The organism is Spirosoma radiotolerans (genome assembly GCF_000974425.1).
GTDB lineage: Bacteria > Bacteroidota > Bacteroidia > Cytophagales > Spirosomataceae > Spirosoma > Spirosoma radiotolerans.
Genome location: NZ_CP010429.1, coordinates 3,955,581 through 3,972,685 on the forward strand (window position 1 = coordinate 3,955,581; position 17,105 = coordinate 3,972,685).

General features: G+C 49.0%; 16 protein-coding genes, 1 tRNA gene and 1 pseudogene. 7 read left to right on the forward strand and 11 right to left on the reverse strand.

Annotated elements, in window-relative coordinates; genetic code table 11:
• Positions 1-112: 112 nt before the first annotated feature.
• Positions 113-508: a hypothetical protein gene (locus tag SD10_RS16075; RefSeq protein WP_046575035.1), complete on the reverse strand. Its 396-nt coding sequence runs from the start codon at positions 506-508 to the stop codon at positions 113-115.
• A 566-nt stretch (positions 509-1,074) separates the two neighbouring features.
• Positions 1,075-1,410 (reverse strand): hypothetical protein, encoded by a 336-nt coding sequence (locus SD10_RS16080; protein WP_148562462.1) that lies wholly within the window; start codon positions 1,408-1,410, stop codon positions 1,075-1,077.
• A 223-nt stretch (positions 1,411-1,633) separates the two neighbouring features.
• Between SD10_RS16080 and SD10_RS16085 the strand changes: the two genes are divergently transcribed.
• Entirely contained in the window at positions 1,634-2,299 is a 666-nt protein-coding gene (locus tag SD10_RS16085) for a DedA family protein (RefSeq protein WP_082111617.1), read from the forward strand.
• A 63-nt stretch (positions 2,300-2,362) separates the two neighbouring features.
• Here SD10_RS16085 and SD10_RS16090 read toward each other — a convergent pair whose 3' ends face one another.
• From SD10_RS16090 to SD10_RS16100, 4 genes and pseudogenes are all read right to left on the reverse strand, one after another.
• Positions 2,363-5,758, reverse strand: a complete 3,396-nt coding sequence (locus SD10_RS16090; RefSeq protein ID WP_082111618.1) for a TonB-dependent receptor domain-containing protein — start codon at positions 5,756-5,758, stop codon at positions 2,363-2,365.
• A 311-nt stretch (positions 5,759-6,069) separates the two neighbouring features.
• The gene (locus SD10_RS16095) at positions 6,070-7,257 is read right to left on the reverse strand and encodes a DUF4249 domain-containing protein (protein WP_052731205.1); all 1,188 of its coding nucleotides are present in this window, start codon (positions 7,255-7,257) and stop codon (positions 6,070-6,072) included.
• A gap of 424 nt (positions 7,258-7,681) precedes the next feature.
• Positions 7,682-7,879: pseudogene (locus SD10_RS30590) on the reverse strand (hypothetical protein); the annotation flags it as partial.
• A 394-nt stretch (positions 7,880-8,273) separates the two neighbouring features.
• Positions 8,274-8,347 (reverse strand) — tRNA-Arg (locus SD10_RS16100).
• 294 nt (positions 8,348-8,641) lie between these two features.
• On the opposite strand from SD10_RS16100, the gene SD10_RS16105 reads away from it, so the two are divergent.
• A complete protein-coding gene (locus SD10_RS16105) occupies positions 8,642-8,980 on the forward strand; it encodes a hypothetical protein (RefSeq protein WP_046575038.1) in 339 nt (112 codons plus the stop codon).
• Positions 8,981-9,105: 125 nt separating this feature from the next.
• The gene (locus SD10_RS16110) at positions 9,106-9,357 is read left to right on the forward strand and encodes a hypothetical protein (RefSeq protein ID WP_046575041.1); all 252 of its coding nucleotides are present in this window, start codon (positions 9,106-9,108) and stop codon (positions 9,355-9,357) included.
• 326 nt (positions 9,358-9,683) lie between these two features.
• Here the strand turns inward: SD10_RS16110 and SD10_RS16115 are convergent, their stop codons facing one another.
• Positions 9,684-10,097: a response regulator gene (locus SD10_RS16115; protein WP_046575042.1), complete on the reverse strand. Its 414-nt coding sequence runs from the start codon at positions 10,095-10,097 to the stop codon at positions 9,684-9,686.
• Positions 10,098-10,247: 150 nt separating this feature from the next.
• On the opposite strand from SD10_RS16115, the gene SD10_RS28810 reads away from it, so the two are divergent.
• Together SD10_RS28810 and SD10_RS29690 are read left to right on the forward strand one after the other, a co-directional pair.
• Positions 10,248-10,655: a response regulator gene (locus tag SD10_RS28810; protein WP_052731206.1), complete on the forward strand. Its 408-nt coding sequence runs from the start codon at positions 10,248-10,250 to the stop codon at positions 10,653-10,655.
• Between the two features lie 85 nt (positions 10,656-10,740).
• Positions 10,741-10,995, forward strand: coding sequence for a hypothetical protein (locus tag SD10_RS29690; RefSeq protein ID WP_046575044.1), 255 nt, complete (start codon positions 10,741-10,743; stop codon positions 10,993-10,995).
• On the opposite strand, the gene SD10_RS30495 is transcribed toward SD10_RS29690, so the two are convergent.
• The 3 genes from SD10_RS30495 to tpx all read right to left on the reverse strand — a co-directional run bounded on the left by SD10_RS30495 (position 10,942) and on the right by tpx (position 14,126).
• Positions 10,942-11,130, reverse strand: coding sequence for a hypothetical protein (locus tag SD10_RS30495; protein WP_148562463.1), 189 nt, complete (start codon positions 11,128-11,130; stop codon positions 10,942-10,944). The two genes, SD10_RS29690 and SD10_RS30495, sit on opposite strands and share 54 nt — an antisense overlap.
• A gap of 152 nt (positions 11,131-11,282) precedes the next feature.
• Complete coding sequence (locus SD10_RS16130; protein ID WP_046575046.1) at positions 11,283-13,394, reverse strand: outer membrane protein assembly factor BamB family protein; 2,112 nt, start codon at positions 13,392-13,394, stop codon at positions 11,283-11,285.
• A 138-nt stretch (positions 13,395-13,532) separates the two neighbouring features.
• The gene (gene tpx, locus SD10_RS16135) at positions 13,533-14,126 is read right to left on the reverse strand and encodes a thiol peroxidase (protein WP_227698987.1); all 594 of its coding nucleotides are present in this window, start codon (positions 14,124-14,126) and stop codon (positions 13,533-13,535) included.
• Positions 14,127-14,375: 249 nt separating this feature from the next.
• Between tpx and SD10_RS16140 the strand changes: the two genes are divergently transcribed.
• The gene (locus SD10_RS16140) at positions 14,376-15,281 is read left to right on the forward strand and encodes an NAD-dependent epimerase/dehydratase family protein (protein WP_046575048.1); all 906 of its coding nucleotides are present in this window, start codon (positions 14,376-14,378) and stop codon (positions 15,279-15,281) included.
• Between the two features lie 491 nt (positions 15,282-15,772).
• On the opposite strand, the gene SD10_RS16150 is transcribed toward SD10_RS16140, so the two are convergent.
• Positions 15,773-16,117 carry a hypothetical protein gene (locus SD10_RS16150; RefSeq protein WP_046575053.1) on the reverse strand — a complete coding sequence of 115 codons (345 nt, stop codon included), beginning with the start codon at positions 16,115-16,117 and terminating at the stop codon, positions 15,773-15,775.
• A gap of 483 nt (positions 16,118-16,600) precedes the next feature.
• On the opposite strand from SD10_RS16150, the gene SD10_RS16155 reads away from it, so the two are divergent.
• Entirely contained in the window at positions 16,601-17,023 is a 423-nt protein-coding gene (locus SD10_RS16155; protein ID WP_052731207.1) for a BLUF domain-containing protein, read from the forward strand.
• Positions 17,024-17,105: the final 82 nt, after the last annotated feature.

A 17,105-nucleotide genomic window follows, 5' to 3' on the forward strand; every position in this document is an offset into this window, starting at 1 on the left:
GGGACAAGAGCGACTAACGCCCGATGACGTCAGCTAAAGGCTATAAAAAATAGGAAATTAGCCCAAACAGGGCGGTTTATGCCCCTATATAGGCACAATGAGGCTTACCAGATCAACCGATGACCGTTCGGGGTGGGTTGATGAGCGAGAAAACTGACAGGAACGAATACAGGTCGGCTTTGCGAAAAAAGGCCGTTTTGTTGGCCAGGATGGCCCCCACGGCTGAAGAGAAATGGAGTCGAACAGAATTGGGCGAAAAGACGGGAATGGTATGGCCACCCGTAGGCAAATTTTGATGGCTGTGTTTGGGATGTTTCTGGTGTTCTGAATTAGCGCCGTAGTGCATGGCCAGAAAATCCATAAAACTCAATTGCGCATCTGAAGCACGGTGCTGCTCATAATGTTGCATCAACTCGACCCACTTGGCCGATTGGTCAATACTGAAGCCGGGCAGCAAACTGCTTCCCAGGATCAGACCAGCCAGTACTAATGCAACTATTGACTTCATAGCAAGTGCCTTTCAACCCATTAACGCCGAATAGCGTTCAAAGTTTCTTAACCTGCCCGATGCCCCCTAATTTAGAACGAGTCCAATGGTTTATAGGGATAGAGCCTGGTCCATGAGGAGGCTCTGAAGCAGAAAAATAATGAATTTACGGGCTGCTCCAAGTAAATAGTGTTCCAGCAATTGATAAAAAGGCGGCAGGCGTTGCCATACGTTTAGTCAGCTAGACGAGGCCAAATCAAGTCGTATACGAGCTCTAGTAGTCAATTGGTTTAACCGACATGTATGATCGATAAAATACGTCGATTGGGATCCGTTTGCCTCAACTCATCGAGCTGATCCATTTCATAAACCAACATCTCTAACTCGGCCTGCCTGGTTAAGACAAGCTTCAACAATGAATCAACGGGATACTGGCCAAGGTACGGTGTTCCTATATGGTTGGCGTCGGGTCAGACCGGCACTAAAGGCAGGATGGTCTTATTTAGTAATTGGCGTTTCAAAAAGCAGCTAAACCATCGAATTAAGGGCGGCAGGTGACATTCTTAATGACTAGCTCTTACGCATCGTTAACGAAGCGAATTGAGCCGCTTCAGCAGCCTTGCCGTTACATACTGCGTAGACGGGCTCTTTGTATGCTGTAGTTGCACACTTTTAATGTAAGCGGTAAGCCTGGACTCAATCTGTCGATTGGCCCTGTCTGTAATAGAGAAATGATTGGAGTCGGTAGCCATAGGCAACAAAAGTAGCCAACCGTCTTTCAGACTAATCTGGGAAAAAGACCCGATTAAAGCGGGGCGAATTACCCTTTTATACGCGATTCGCGTATTCTCGAATTTATGGTGGCCTTCATTAGTGCGATTCTTATCCATGATGAGAACCTTGATGACTTGCTGATGTGTCATATATGGACGCGGGAAGGCTTCAGCGATAAACAAGCGTAGCCACTGGTCTGGTAGCAATCTTGCCGGTTCACCGGATCACCTACACTTCCTTAGACAAGGACCTCTTTAGCCGACAGATGCCTAGCTTTTCTTCATAGAAAATTTATAATAAGCGAAGATAGGGTTTCAATAACCATTTGGCTTTTAGCTAGTTCTATTAGGACTCAACGTCATCGATTGTGCCATGGATTTTCAAGAACTCATGCTCACTTACGGCTATCCCATGCTGTTTCTCGGCGTGCTGTTGGAAAGTGAAGCCTTTTTATTAGTCGGGGTGTATTTGGCCCACCGAGGCTACTTTTCCCTGCCAGTCGTCATTGGACTAGCCGCGTTTTCGTCGTTTTGTATCACGCAGCTCTGTTTTTGGCTGGGCCATCGCTACGGCAGCACGTTTATCAGTACACGGCCTCGTTGGCAGATTCGCTACCAGCGAATTGAGCGATTGATGAATCGCTTTGGCACGGGACTCGTGATAGGCTTTCGGGCGCTTTATGGCTTACGGGGCGCGATACCAGCCGCCTTAGGACTGGCCAGCTTCTCTTCAGCCCGCTTTATGGTTTACAACGCATTGGGGGCGGTGGTCTGGGCGACAACGGTGTCTCTATTAGGCAATCACTTAGCCCAGGGACTCAGCCAGCTCTATGAACGCCTTCAGCCTTCCCAAACGATGGTGATTTATGGGCTGGCAGGCTTAGTCGGATTAGGGCTTGTTTACCATATAGCCAGGCGATCTCGCTTAAAAAAGCAGCTGATTATCAAGCCAGTGGATGAGTATACATCCGGTCAGGTTAATCAGCCAGTCATGGGCCTGGAGATATATCCCAAGAACGACTTAGCCAGCAAGCTTTAAATCGGTCATAATCCAAGTCAACTCCGGTTAGTAGCATACGGAAGCGCGTTGACGTAATGCTTTTTACTTAAACTCGAAGTTGTAGGTCAGACTCGGGATAGGCGCCCCGAAAATGCTTAGTTGGTAGGGCTTAGTGGCCTGGCCATCCGTTCGATAAAAAATTGAATACACATTCTTCCGTCCATACAGATTGTAAACCGTGAAGGTCCAGTGTCCCTGCCAACGTCGATTCTTCCTGCTCGGATTGTAGATATTCCAGGCAAAATCCAGCCGGTGATAATCGGGTAACCGGTTTTGATTCCGCTCGTCGTAATAAGGATACGTTCGGCGTTGATAGCGAATGAAGCCTTCCGGGCTGGTGTAGGGACGGCCCGAACTATAGGCAAAATTAAAAGAGAAACTATGGTGTTTAGTCTGGTTAAAGGTTAGACTCATATTTAGGCTGTGGGGCCGATCATAATTGGCCCGGTACCAGTTGCCCCCGTTGATCTGCTGCTGAAAGTCGACGCCCGCATTGACCTGATTCAGGGTACGGGAATAGGTGTAATTGATCCAGCCCGTCAATTCACCTTTTTTCTTGGCGATCATCACTTCCACCCCGTACGCTTTGCTACGTCCAGTCAACAACTGGGTTTCGGGGTAGGGCTGCAACAGAAAATCAGCCCCCGGCTTATAGTCCAGGATATGCTGCGTACTTCGCCAGTAGACCTCCGTCGAGAGTTCGAAAATGGTATTCTTCGAATTTCTAAAATATCCCGCCGACCATAACTGACTTACCTGAGGCTGAATGTGTGCGTCCGCTGTTTTCCAGCGGGCCGTGGGCAGAGGTGTAGTCGTATTGGTGATTACCTGCAAATACTGTCGCATCAGGTTATACCCAAGTTTGATTGACGAAGTAGGCGTCAGTGCGTAGCGTAGACCCAATCGAGGTTCGAAACCACCGTAGGATTTACTTACCTGTCCCGCTCCATACACGGTAGAGTCTATCACCTGAGTAACACCGGCCACTTCGCGGGTAGCATACTGGCGAACCACCGAAGGACCCAGCGTCAAAAAATGCGAGTAACGCAGTCCAGCGGATACGGCCAGTTGATCAGACAAACTGATCTCATCTTCGGCATGAATACCCAGCTCCAGCGCGTTTTCTATCGGTGTCTGCTGGTAGTTGACCGCCTTACTGTTGCCCGGAATCAACTCGCCGGGGTTCAGTCGGTAATGCGTGGCGCTAACGCCAACCTCAAGCTTCTGGTTTTCTAACTGGTAATTGAGGTTCGACTTGAGCTGACGCTGGAGCAGCGATTGTTTCAAGACCACTTGATTGTTGGTCGTGTCTTCAGTAGACAGGATGCGGGGAATATACTGAGCGACCAGGGCCGTTGTCTGTACATTCACCCGGTTGCTAATGGCGTGAAACCAGCGCACCATGCCATTGGCCGTTTGCTGGGCGTATTGCGTATTCACCGCATTGACGTTGGCCAGACTACCCACCAAATCAGTCTGAAACAGATCCTGGCTATAATAACCCATGGCAGTCACGGTATTGCGATCATTCACGCGCCAGAACAACTTGGCCGTTCCATCACCGAACTTGGCCCGAATGTTGTCAAAGCGAGGGGAAACCGCCCGTAACAGAAAGTCATTGAACGCCCCCCGGCCCGAGACCAGCAGGGCTACCTTTCCGGCAATGATGGGTGTCTCTACGGTTAATCGATTAGCGACTAAACTAATCCCTCCGCTCATACGCAGTTGGGTAAGACTGGGGTTACGCAGGCTGATATCGAGAACCGACGCGGCCCGGCCGCCATAGCGGGCAGGAACATTGCCCTTATACAGATCCAGCCCGCTAACGGCATCAGCCGGAAAGACCGAAAATAGCCCGAACATGTGGGTAGGGTTAAAAATGGGGGTGTCATCCATTAGAATCAGGTTTTGATCCGTTGTCCCCCCCCGAATGTTGAGGCCATTAGCCGCTTCGCCCACGCTGCTCACCCCGGGCAGCATCTGCAAACCGCGCAGTATGTCAACCTCACCCAGGGCTGCGGGCATTTTTTTAAGTGTCGAAATATTAATCTGACTAACCCCCAACAGGGGCTGACGAACGTTTCGATCGTACCCCTTACTGGTCACGACCACCTCTTCCAGTTGACTCGCTATGGACGGGATACGGACGTTCAATGTCGTATTTTCGCGCAGGTAAAGGGTGGTTCGGTAAGGCAGGTAGCCCACGCTTCGAATGACGACGATATGCTTCCCCGAAGGTAGGCTGATAAAAAACTGCCCCTCTTCATTGGTATGGGTACCTTTGCCAATTTTTTCATAATCGATCAGAACGGTGGCACCAGGCAACCCTCGACCCGTTACCGAATCGCGGACGGTGCCGCTAACCGATAGTAGCCCGTTGCGGCCGGTCGACGCTCCAGAAGGTTTATTATCCGTTGTCCCTTCGGTAGGCCGGATTGGTGGGGCTGGATGTTGACTTGCGGCCGGGGCGCTTACGGTCACCGTCGTTTTTGGGGAAGGAGCCGTACGTGAAACGGCGGCTGGCCCAGTGGGGATAGGCTGATGGGATTGAGCCACCATCCGCTTTTGCCAATAACCTTGTCTGTTTAGCCAGTCTGTCCATTGGTCCAGCCAGGCATCAGTTTCTGTATAGGACAGAGAAATACCACTGGATTGGCTGTTCAGGGCATAACCATGAAACTCCGCCGACCGGCCAGCCTGTAGCCATTGCTGGTACAACGCAGCAGTCTGGATAGCCACCCGGCGGGCATTTTCACTTGTTGCCCCCGACATGGCGGCAATAAACAGGTCTGGCGCATCAGCCGGAACCGACTCGGCGGCCATGGTACCCACCTCAGCCTGAAGAAGGCTCACAAAGTTAGGGCGGTTTGTTTTAGTCGTGTTATAAACCAGCTGTAATGCCAGCGTCCCGCCCGTCGATACGCCCAGTACGCCAACCTGATCGGGTCTGATGCCAAGTTCGGCTGCGTGTTGACGTAGGTAGCCCAGAGCTTGTTTGCCATCAGCGAGGGCCATAGTGAGTGCATTCAGTGAATCTTGTGGGCTCCACGCTGGCTCCTGCCCCCTGGCGGTCAACAAGGAATCTTGAGCCCGTCGGTATGGCAACACAAAAACCGTTATGCCTCTTGCGTTTAGTCGAGCGGCCAGAGACCTACTTTCCTGGTCCACGGACCGAGTGGTCAAACCAATCTTCGGAAAAATAAGAACGGCAGTACCCGTTGCCAGCGCTGAGTCTGGCAAAAAAAACGCTATTCTGGGTGTAGCGGCCAAAGACAACGCATTATTTTCCACCAGGCTATCCATTCGTACACCTTCGGTTCCGATACGACTAACGGAGTCAGGTGCTTTACCACCAGGCAGTTGAATCATGAATTGTGCCCGGACGACGTGGCTGGCAAGCAGATTTAACCCTAGCACGAATACAATATATTTCTTCACAAGTTTTAACTGGGTTTATCCGTCTATATTCTTCCGGTTCAATTGTATCCTTTGCTAGTCACGGCGACCCCTTCCAACCAGTTGGAAACAGCAGGCCGTTTACCCACCAGACTTGTTGTGTGCCCCGCAGAACGAGCGTAACCCAATGAGTTCATATGGGTACCTTCGTGTAAAAAAACGACCCTGGCCAGTGGGCCGGCCAACGATTGTCATCCCTTGGGGAGACGGATGGTAAGTACTTATCGTTATTCACCCTGGATGCGGTTTGGTTCCGGCGCTGTTGTTGGCTTGCCCCTTTATTTACCTTTGGCTCAGTCACGCCAGCCAGCAGGCTTATAGGGCGTGCGGCTATCGCTAGCCACGCATACGGCTGTGGGAGGACGGTTACCAAATGGTGGTTCGTTGATGGGGTCATGACCGTTTAGGGCTTGAAACAGTCCTGGAGCCGAACCTGTCGCATCATCTCGGGTTAACCAGTACGGAAAGGAAGCAACGCTGGATACGGTGAAATAACCGACCACGGATTCATTTCGTTGGGCTATATTCTGTACGTTGCCCACCAATAGAGCCGGCTGACCACCGGCCACACCACCCGTCGCCTGAGTCTGGTCATTCAGGCGTTTAAGGTAGTCATACGCATTTTTGGTTAAGGAGCTTTGTCTAATTTCAACCAGGCTGTGCTCTTTTGAGTACAGCGGTAGACGGCCAATGAGCAGCCCCTTGACCGCATTTCCGTTGCTAAACTGGTCACTAAATAAAACCAGATTAGTACTGTAGATAATTTCCCAACAGGCCGTTCGACAATTATAGTCGTAATTAGGGAAAGAGGCATTTAACGTATTGTTTACACAATCTTCCAGCAGATTGCCTTGATCATTCCTGATCTGGTAGAGTCCCTTGTTGCAACTGCGACACCATTCCTGACGCTCCCAATCAATCCATTCCCAGCGATAATAATTGGTTTGATTCGCGGGGTCTGTAAAGTCCACGTATAAATCATGAGCGGCCGAATAGACATTATTTAATCGTTCATTTCCGCTTAAACTCGTGGGATTAAATTGAGCGCGAACCTGGCTGATGGGCGCCACGGGCTGTAGTTGCTCCGGTGTTGATTCGTACCGGGTGCCATCCGATAAGGTGAACTTAAGTTGGTAAACATGGCCGGTCTGCCCCTTGAAGTCAGCGGGCAGTTGATAGCGACCATCGGTTGTTTCCTGGGCGGTCACGACATCCAAAGAATCAACGAGAATCTGGACGTTGGCCCCAGTAATGGGCACATAACCGAATCGACCGGTAAGCCCATCCGCTTTGGAGCGATTAAGCCGAACTACTTGGGTCTCTGCCTTATCAGTAAGGGTGCAATCAACAATCAAAACGTCCAGTGAACTATTGACTGGTAAGTCAACCGGATCCACACAGGTAAACAGACTGAAGCCCATGCTCAAACAAATCACCACCTTAACCGCCAATGAGCGCATATTCAGATAAAAACGAGCCATCCACCAAAGAAAAAAAAGGTCTACTCCACTTCTAAGGGAATCTTGCTCAGAAATACGCGCCTGCATCGGGCAAACTGCTGCAAAACAAATCGCTATGCTACCACAGGACCTCAGCGCGTACATGGCCTGGCTGCTGTGATCCATGGCCAATCCCTTTTTTATCCCCGTTTCTAGCATTGGCACCTTGGCACCGACCGGAAGATTTTGGGGATGAACTCCTTCAACTATACACCACAAACCCACAAAAGGCTTAAGGCAATCTAAAAATAAATTCGACCCTAGGTTTGTCAATTGATTATAGAAGCATTGTCGGACGTAATTCTATCCCTTATCCTGCCCGTGGGCAGTTAGGGCAGCTTGTGCTTCACTGAAAAACCCGTATTGGTGGGTACCCGAAAGCCCACGAAGGTTAGTTACCTTCTCCAGGCCAAAGAACCACTAACGAACTAATGTCCGTTTCCACGTGCCGTCGCGCCTGCTGGCGCAAGCAGTTGGTACACTACATGATCGTGGTTACTGCCTGGTGTGAACCGCTTCCGGCGGACCAGCCAAACTCTACGATTCGCCCATCAGCGGCAGTGATCAAATGGACGTTGTAACCCTGGACATACTCCCGCTCGCTTTATTCAGCAGCGCTGGAAGTTCAGCTAGCCAGCCTTGTGACCCGTAGAGTTGTCGGTTAATTGAGTGAAGCTAAATTTGTGAGTGATGTTGCGGGTATTGCGTACTCGAACACATTGCGCGAGTCGTCGGGGTCGAAGCAGATCCTCGCAAGAGCAATCATGACTAGCTGTACGTTTGCAGCGATCATCGCCCCCTAACTTATTTTCTGCGTAAACTCTTCACCAGATTCGTTAACACAGCTTTAATACGTTAAAGACTCACTGTGAACAAAGCCGCTAGCAATTTTTCTTTGAAAACAAACCCAACGTTATCTATGAAAAGTAAACAGCTACTGTTTAAACCAACAACAAATAAGCCAGCTAACTATTTAGTTAACTGGCCTATTATAAACGTGATCCCGATTGGATTCGAACCAATGACCGCCTTCTTAGAAGGAAGATGCTCTATCCAGCTGAGCTACGGGACCAACTAACATAACTGGTTGCCTTACACAAACCAGCCCTTTTCCTACAATTGCGGACTAAGTTTTCCTTAGCAGAGCGTTTAGAAGCGTCAAAATTACGTTCATCAATACTATAATGCAAAAAAACTAAGCAACCAGCGCCATTTTTAAATTTGTCGATAACTTGTCAGCTAGTGTCGCGGCCAAATGACTTGAATAATCGCTCGGCCAAGCGAACCGGATTAAGGTGAGTGAATAACATTTACCTGGCAGGAAAGTTATCTACTTATCGGTATCCTTAATCCCGCTGATAAACCAATGAGTAGTAACTCCGAAAACCTGAAGGTTATTTTTTATGAACCCGCATCTGAAAATAAGGCGGGTCATGTGATCGCTGATGCCTATTTTAGCTTCGTTCCTACGTTCAAGGAAGGCGATGAAATAAATATTGCCCTGTCCAGAAAAGAAACAGCCAATGAAGCTGTGCATGATCCGATTGGGCACAAAACTCACCAAATTGTTAAGACAGACTGGGTGATGATGATCGATGAACGCACAAAAGAAGCCCTCGCGACTCTTGTCGTCTCGGTTTCGGTGATTGCTCCACAGGCCAGCGTCGTCTCAGAATTTCCGACTATCGTTGGCACCCACGCTTAATATCAAGGCACATTCATCAGGGAAATTGCCAGATACTGGTTATCTCCATGTACCACGAATACAGGTATACATGCGTTTTATAATCAGAAATCGTTACCTTGTAGGTTGGGCAAAACACCTTAACTATGGCTAGATTTATTGAAGTGACAGTTAGTGAGCGGAATACCTTATTCGATGCGGGTCATATTGCGAGTGTGATGGACATGGCTGCGGGTTGCTACATTTATGTGGTAGGCATTGCACAGCCGTTTAACGTAACAGAAACGTATCAGGAGGTTGTTAACGCGCTTAAAAGAGCTCCCGACATTGCTGGTTTTGTCTATTCCATTATTGACAAGGCCAAACAAGGCAATCCACAGGCAACCGTTGGTTGCTAGATAAGTTCATTCTGTATCCACCTGAGGGTGAAATAGCATAAACAGCAAAGCCCGTTCATACACTGACGGGCTTTGCTTTAACTACCAGTTCGAATACGCTACTCTGTTTCGTATCTCTCCTATATCCAGCATTTACATGAGGCCACTACTCGATTGGTTCAGCCAGTATTGGGCAGCTTACCGCTTTTTGCTGATGATTGCCAAACTGCATAGAAAAGGCTGATTAATTAATTTTTTCGATTCAGGTACGAATCTATCCTCAACTTCTCTTCATGTTCAGTAGCGCACGATGAGCACTTCGGGAAGTTGATCAGTCGCCAGTACGGTTATATGCATTGATCCAGCCGCCATGTTTCGCGAAGATCCAGAACCATCTGGCCCAGCAGGTCCATAGTGAGTGGCTTGGTCAAAAACTCATTTGCCCCTAAGGCAAACGCTTGCTGACGATCAATGGCGTCGTTGGAGGTGGTGAGAATCACAATGGGTTTGTTCGCATACAGTGGGCTGTGGCGCAGCAATTGCAATGCCTCCAGACCGTTGATACGCGGCATATTCAAATCAAGTATAATCAGGCAGGGTTCTGTATCAGCCTCTGACAGCGCATCGAGTAAGGCTAACCCGTCTTCGGCAAATAGCAAATGGCATTCAGGGCTATACTGAGCAAAGGCGTATCGCAGCAGCAGCCGGTCATCCTCATCATCGTCCGCAATAAATACACTATGAGTCGGTAAATCTTTCATTGACCTGGATAATCGTTACGGTGTTTGTTGCAACCAAGATACAACAATGAACTCAATTCCCCTTTGTACATATAGAATTTATAGATTTACTCAAGTAAACAATTACTAACTATCTCGTGTCTATGTATATACTAAAACCTGTTCAACACAATGAATACGACAGCTTATTGGGTAGCCCTCCTAGATGAGGATGAGGACGACTTTGTGTTCTGGCAACATGGCTTTCGAACCTGGGCTACCGAAGGCGAATTAAAGTGGTATTCCTCTGCCGAACGCTTTCTGAGCGAAGCGACAGCCTCGCCAACCAAACCGTCGGCCATTGTGCTCGATGGTGTTGTCCCAAAAGGAGAAGAAGCCGCCTGGCTAAAAACTTTCCTGAGCCATATTTGCTGCGCGAATACGCCCGTTTTTATGCTCGTCGGCCAGTCAAATGAAGAAGACCGGCAACGTTATCTGGATCAGGGCGCCACTGATTACCTGATCAAGCCGACCTCTTCTGAAGAGTTAGAGAAAATAGTTAAATTATTAGTTCCCAATCGCGGCAACATTTCCCTCTAGTTTACCTGACCTTCCATACAGTAGCTATTCATCAACCAGCGGAATTTCTGTACTTTGTAAACATTTACCTGAATAAATCAGGAAGATGGACAAACAGGATTTGCTAACTGCTCGTGGTTTCAGGAGCACGATTATGCACGGTTCTTCCGGCGAAATTGAGGCTGTCTACGCCCCATTCCGAGAATCATTCGAAAAAATAAAGTTTATCTGGGTTTTTAAAGATTCGCCAGCCTCCACGACCTGGTGTATTGCGATGGGTCATTATTCGTTAGGAAAAGCAACCACGCTAGATGAGCTTGACCAGATTCTGGCTGCCAATAACCTGAGCCGGTTCACATAATCTGAACACATCAGGTATATAACAGCTATTTCTTTGTATGGGCAGGTAAACCTGGAACGTGGCTCCTCGGCCGGGCTGGCTTGCCGCTCTGATGGTCCCTCCGTGGTGGGCGGCTACTTTTTCGAAAATAGCCATACCAATACCCGTGACCGACCGCGTTGTGGTCAGATCGGTTGGGTACTTGATAGGATGATTTGAGAGTAGTACGGCACAGGCCTCCCTGCCTACCTGACCAACTCCGGTTTCTCTACAAGCGCTAGACCACCACCGAACAATGAAGGAGTTATTTACGGCAAGGCAAACGCCACGTACCGATCCCCCGACTTCGTTTTGAGCTTGCCACCCCCGCAAGCAATTACCACGTATTGCTTGCCATTGACGGCGTAGGTGCTCGGCGAAGCATAGCCGGCAGCGGGCAGTTTGGCGCGCCAGAGTTCACGGCCCGTTTTTCGGTCGAAAGCCCGAATGAGTTCGTCGCGGGAGGAAGCGATGAAGAGCAACCCGCCTGCCGTGACGGCCGGAGCACCGTAGTTGTCGGTGCCCGTCGGGGGAATGCCCTTCGCCACCAGTTCGGGGTACTCGCCCAGCGGGACTTGCCAGCGGTGTTCGCCCGTATTCATGTCGATCGCCGTCAGCGTGCCCCAGGGTGGGCGACTCACGGGGTATCCCGCCCGGTCGTACCAGCGGGTAAAACCGGTATGGTGGTAGGGCGAAGTATTCAGGCCCGCGTTGCCAGCACTGGCGACGGAGGTTGTTTTACCAAATAAAAAATCCACGATGGCCTTGCGCTCAGCTTCCTTCAGGTGAGTAAATGCCGGCATCATGCCCTGGCCTTTGGCCAGAACCTGGGCCACAGACGTCTCGTTGCGTTTTTGGGAAATACTGGTCAGAGCCGGATAGCTACCGTCATGACTACCTTCGCGGTTTTGGCCGTGGCAGGTGGCACAGTGAGTTTGGTAAAGTTGGCTACCATTGCGGTTAACGGCTCCGGCGGATAACGAACTGGTTTTGGACGGAATCAACGCCATGGTGACCGGTATCTGCTTGGACGGCACGTACATAACACCAGCTTCGTCTACCGCGGCCCCACCCCATTGCGCGCCCCCGTCGGTGCCGGGAAAAAACACCGTCCGGTTGGGGCTCAGTGGAAGGGGATAGAATTCCTTCCCCTTTTGCCAGCGCCGGAGCTGGGCCACAATCGTATCTCGATCAGTTACAAAGTCGTTGATATCGCTTTCCGAAAACGATTGCCGGGTAAAAGGCGCGGGTTTCAGCGGAATCGGCTGGGTAGGCCAGGCTTGTTCCCCCGGAACGGTAGAGGCAGGCATGGGGCGTTCCTCAATCGGAAACAGCGGTTTACCCGTGACCCGGTCGAAGACAAACAGAAATCCCTGTTTAGATAAAACCGAAACGGCATCCACCTTTTTCCCATCATGAACGACGGTGAACAAATTGGGAGGAGCCGGAATATCGCGGTCCCAGATGTCGTGGTGAATCGTTTGAAAATGCCAAAGCCGCTTGCCTGTGGCCGCATCAAGGGCTATAAGGCTGTTGCCGAACAGATTCTGGCCGGGTCGGGTGCTGCCGTATAGATCGAAGGCGGCTGTTCCTGTGGGCACATAAACGATGCCCCGCTGCCGGTCGATGGCCATGCCCATCCAGTTGTTGGCTCCACCAAAGTTGCGGTACCCGTCTTTTGGCCAGGTGTCGGCTCCATACTCGCCGGGGTGTGGAATGGTGTGGAACGTCCAGACGAGCCGCCCCGTATGAAGGTCGTAGGCGCGCACGTCGCCAGGCAGGGCCGGCGCAATCTCCGATACCCGGTGGCCCATGATGAGCAAGTTCTTATACACTACGCCAGGTGTGTTGCTCACCACGTACTCGTCGGCTCCGGGGCGGGCGAGACCCTCTTTTAAATTAATTTTACCACCTTTCCCAAAACTAGCTACTGGTTTTCCTGTTCGGGCGTCGAGGGCGTAAAGCAGCGAGCCGTAAGCGAAGAAAATCCGGGCCTCCCGCCCATCGGTCCAGTAGGTAACTCCCCGGCTATTCATGGCGAAAGTATCGTCGGTGAAGGCCGTTTTCCAAAGCTCCTTGCCCGTGGCGGCATCGAGTGCAAAGGCCTGCGAACCGGCCGAAACACCGTAGAGTACGCCGTCAATGATGAGCGGGTTGCACTGAATCTGAGTGTCGTTTTTAAGTGTATCAACACCGCCCGACGCATATTCCCAAGCGACTTTTAAGCCTGCAACGTTACCGGAATTTAGCTGCGTGAGGGGCGAAAAATGGTTGCGATCGGGCCCGCCGTTGTATTCGGGCCAGTCGGTGGTGGCGGGTTTTTCGGTCAGGCTGAGCAGGCCAACGGTCAGGAGTAAGGCTGGGTAGGCGAACCGTTTCATAAGTAGGTTTGACGGAAAGTACACATGAATGCAACGTTGCCGAATGTTACGCTGACCTCTCGGCTTAGGTGGCTCAGGGACACCAAAGAAACCGTTGGCGTTACCTTTTTATGGCCCGTATTATGTCAGGTCTGGCGCCTACTTGATAGCAGCAATAGCGGCAGAGTAATCAGGTTCCTGCCCTATTTCTGGTACTTGTTGTTCGTAGACAATTTTTCCTTCGGGATTCACCACGATCACTGCACGACTTAACAGCCCTTTCATGGGACCATCGGCAATTTGTACACCGTAAGAATTTCCAAAATCAGTTCTGAAATCAGAAAGCATCACTACATTTTTAATTCCCTCTGCACCACAAAAAGCTTTTTGCGCAAAAGGCAGATCTTTGGAAATACATAGCACAGTTGTGTTTTTTAGTCCAGCCGCATCCTCATTAAATTTCCGTACCGATTTGGAGCAAACGCCTGTGTTCACACTTGGAAAAATATTCATGATTACATATTTGCCCTTATAATCGGCTAACGTTTTATCACTGAGGTCAACACCGGTCAATGTGAAATCTTTGACTGGTGTTCCTACAGCGGGTAGTTTACCGACGGTGTGAATTGTTTTGCCGCCCAGGGTAATGGCACTGCCTGTCGTTTGGCCAAGCGAAATACCGGTAATGAACAGGCCAGCAAGTCCCATAAATAAGATGTTAAAGGCGCGTCTGGAGTTTTTGATACTAGTCATAAGATGTACTACATTGATGTTGATTTCTCAAATGTGCAAAGAAAACATCAATAAAAATCAACAATAGGCACCGATACAAATTTTAAACACCCGATTTACACGACCAACGGTGCAACGGTAACAGGGACCACCCACGCAATCAGTTGACTAACAACCAGAATGGATAACAGTTGTAAAATGGACAGGCAAAATCCAACGCAACTCCTATCAGTTCATAACCAGGAAAATCAGTATTAACGAGGAAAATATATGACTAAAAAGCGAATTTTTTTTACCGGGGGAGCGGGAAAAGCAGGTAAGCACGTCATTGCTTACCTGCTCGAGCAGGGACATAAAGTGATGAATGTAGACCTGAGGCCCTTGGATCACCCAGGGGTTGATAATCTGGTCGCGGATATTACCGATTCCGGACAAATGTTCAATGCCATGAGTTCGTATACCGGGTTAGATGAATTAGAGCCTGGTACTGGCGTACCCAAATTTGATGCAGTCGTCCATTTTGCTGCCGTACCCAGGATCTTGATTAAACCGGATAATGAAACGTTTCGGATTAACACCACGGGTACCTACAATGTGATTGAAGCAGCCGTTAAATTAGGCATTCGAAAGATTATTATTGCATCTTCAGAGACCACTTATGGGATCTGTTTTTCAGATGGCCAAACCAACCCTAATACCTTGCCACTGGAAGAGGATTATGACGTTGATCCTATGGACAGCTACGGCTTATCGAAGGTGGTCAATGAACAAACGGCCCGTAGCTTCCAGCGACGGTCCGGATTTGATATTTATGCCCTTCGTATCGGCAATGTGATTGAACCGCACGAATACGCTGACTTGTTTCCCTCTTATTTGGCTCATCCTGAAGTACGTCGCCGGAATGCCTTCTGTTACATAGATGCGCGTGATTTAGGACAGATTGTGGATTTATGTTTGAAAAAAGAAGGCCTGGGTTATCAGATTTTCAATGCGGGAAACGACCAAAACGGGGCTATTATTCCCAGTAAAGAACTAGCGGCAACGTTCTTTCCCGGTGTGCCCATTACGCGCGAATTGGGGGAACATGAAGCCTTGTTTTCCAATCGAAAAATCCGTGAAATACTGGGCTTTAGGGAACAACATAACTGGCAGAAATACGTGCAACAGGGGACGTGACGATGGGCTTTCCGGCTTCGGTAGCCCGTCTTTGTCAGGGGCTGATAAAACTTTCCGCCCCTTACAAAGACGGACCAATACCTGCTAGGTAAAATTCAAGTATAGACGGGTGGAGCGCCTGTTGAACTCTGATCAAAGGATTATCCTGAACCCATTAACATGAGCTATTAAAAGACAGAGTAAAAACTAACTTTCAGAGGATTACAAAAGGAAATAAAAGCAGGACGATTCAGCAAAGGGAAGTAAGTACCAGACTGAACATGAGTTCAGCTGATCTTGTCAGGCGCTGCTTTGGCGTGCTAAAGGTGGTACCCAAAAGCCATATCATAGTCAGCTTAACGTTTGTCATCCAACTCTGCCTTAAAAAATCTCCAGCCAACTGTAGCAAGCCCAGTAGCGCCCTCACCTGACTGGCGGCCGTGATGTTCCCCATGCGTAGCAGCTACTTTTTGATGAGTAGGGTACGCTGTCTTTAAACACGGATCAACCCATTAAGCGGCTTGCCGATCGCTAAATGAATAGGTATTCAGCTCGTTCAGCCCGCCAGTGCCTAATCCATAATCAACACAACTATCTGTAAACCAGCCAGTAAACAGCGTTTCCAGAAAATTCATCAAGCAAGGTTGCTCGCCAAGTGGGGTCATAACCACCGTCTCAAACCAGCTTACGGGAATCATCTGGGCGGCTTTACGATTCGAGTGACGGGGATAGCTTACAAATGCCTGTTGGCCATCAGGCGTCAGGAAGTGCACACAGATCTGCTGCGGGGTATCCACGAAAGTAGGATACGTAAATTCATATAAACCAGGTGAGGCCCAAGTAGAAGGTAGAGTCATCGAAGGAGTCTATTTGATACGATTGATCCGCGTACATGTACTTAGAGGTAAGTAAGTATATATACTTAGTTGGCGCAATATATAACTGATATATCATATAAACTACTAATTGTTTCAAATAATTAAGACCGTCTTTCTTGCTCTTTAATAACCGCAAGGAGTATTCTTATTACCATCCGATAGCCTCTATACCAACAAGCTACTCATAAAAACTTGTCAGTCGACACGGCTTGTCCCGCGAAAGAGTGTACTATACGTAGCTTGGAACAGTTCAAGTTTGGCTTATTCGGTCGAATCGGTACTTCAAGTAGGAAGAAAGTAAGCTATTCAAGCTAGATGCAGGGAAATCACAATAAAATGTGTTACCTTTTTTTTATATCGGTAACACTATTAATTTAGTGCGATTTTGTCGCTTGCGTTATAGACAAGAAACAGGCCAATCGACTTTCTTTTTATTCTTCATTATACAATTATTACAATGTTATGGAATACTGTATTGTCTACCTGAGTTCCTCAAAAGGTTTACTGTCTGACCAAGACTTAGCTCGCATCCTCAAGCAAAGTCAACAGAATAATCGTGCTTTAGACATTACGGGCATTTTGCTTTACTTCAATGGTAGCATCATTCAAGTGCTGGAAGGATCAGAAGAGCGCGTAAAAGGGTTATATGAAGTTATTAGCCGGGATCCTCAGCATTCACACGTGATCAAGTTGTATAGCTACCCCATTGAACAGCGATCGTTTTCGGATTGGTCAATGGGCTACAAAACAATAAACGCCAATGAGTTGGCTCATTTAAAGGATAAGCTTTCGTTCATAGACCAGCCATTCTCCTCCCTATCCAGAGAGGAGAATGCGATTCTGGCCCTGGTACAAATCTTTTATGAGAACAATTACCGGAACTAAGGCTACGAGGAAGTCCAAGCAAAAAAGGAAGGTTACAGCTACCGTCCTTTTTGCTCGAGCGACTATGTTTCAACTCGGTCTT

What these genes read in the sequence shown, in the direction of transcription:
- tpx (WP_227698987.1), bottom strand. Translation starts at nt 14,126, where the DNA reads ATGACTAGTATCAAAAACTCCAGACGCGCCTTTAACATCTTATTTATG.
- SD10_RS16085 (WP_082111617.1), top strand. Translation starts at nt 1,634, where the DNA reads ATGGATTTTCAAGAACTCATGCTCACTTACGGCTATCCCATGCTGTTT.
- SD10_RS29690 (WP_046575044.1), top strand. Translation starts at nt 10,741, where the DNA reads ATGGACAAACAGGATTTGCTAACTGCTCGTGGTTTCAGGAGCACGATT.
- SD10_RS16140 (WP_046575048.1), top strand. Translation starts at nt 14,376, where the DNA reads ATGACTAAAAAGCGAATTTTTTTTACCGGGGGAGCGGGAAAAGCAGGT.
- SD10_RS30495 (WP_148562463.1), bottom strand. Translation starts at nt 11,130, where the DNA reads ATGGCTATTTTCGAAAAAGTAGCCGCCCACCACGGAGGGACCATCAGA.
- SD10_RS16080 (WP_148562462.1), bottom strand. Translation starts at nt 1,410, where the DNA reads ATGACACATCAGCAAGTCATCAAGGTTCTCATCATGGATAAGAATCGC.
- SD10_RS16105 (WP_046575038.1), top strand. Translation starts at nt 8,642, where the DNA reads ATGAGTAGTAACTCCGAAAACCTGAAGGTTATTTTTTATGAACCCGCA.
- SD10_RS28810 (WP_052731206.1), top strand. Translation starts at nt 10,248, where the DNA reads ATGAATACGACAGCTTATTGGGTAGCCCTCCTAGATGAGGATGAGGAC.
- SD10_RS16095 (WP_052731205.1), bottom strand. Translation starts at nt 7,257, where the DNA reads ATGGCTCGTTTTTATCTGAATATGCGCTCATTGGCGGTTAAGGTGGTG.
- SD10_RS16110 (WP_046575041.1), top strand. Translation starts at nt 9,106, where the DNA reads ATGGCTAGATTTATTGAAGTGACAGTTAGTGAGCGGAATACCTTATTC.
- SD10_RS16150 (WP_046575053.1), bottom strand. Translation starts at nt 16,117, where the DNA reads ATGACTCTACCTTCTACTTGGGCCTCACCTGGTTTATATGAATTTACG.
- SD10_RS16155 (WP_052731207.1), top strand. Translation starts at nt 16,601, where the DNA reads ATGGAATACTGTATTGTCTACCTGAGTTCCTCAAAAGGTTTACTGTCT.
- SD10_RS16130 (WP_046575046.1), bottom strand. Translation starts at nt 13,394, where the DNA reads ATGAAACGGTTCGCCTACCCAGCCTTACTCCTGACCGTTGGCCTGCTC.
- SD10_RS16075 (WP_046575035.1), bottom strand. Translation starts at nt 508, where the DNA reads ATGAAGTCAATAGTTGCATTAGTACTGGCTGGTCTGATCCTGGGAAGC.
- SD10_RS16115 (WP_046575042.1), bottom strand. Translation starts at nt 10,097, where the DNA reads ATGAAAGATTTACCGACTCATAGTGTATTTATTGCGGACGATGATGAG.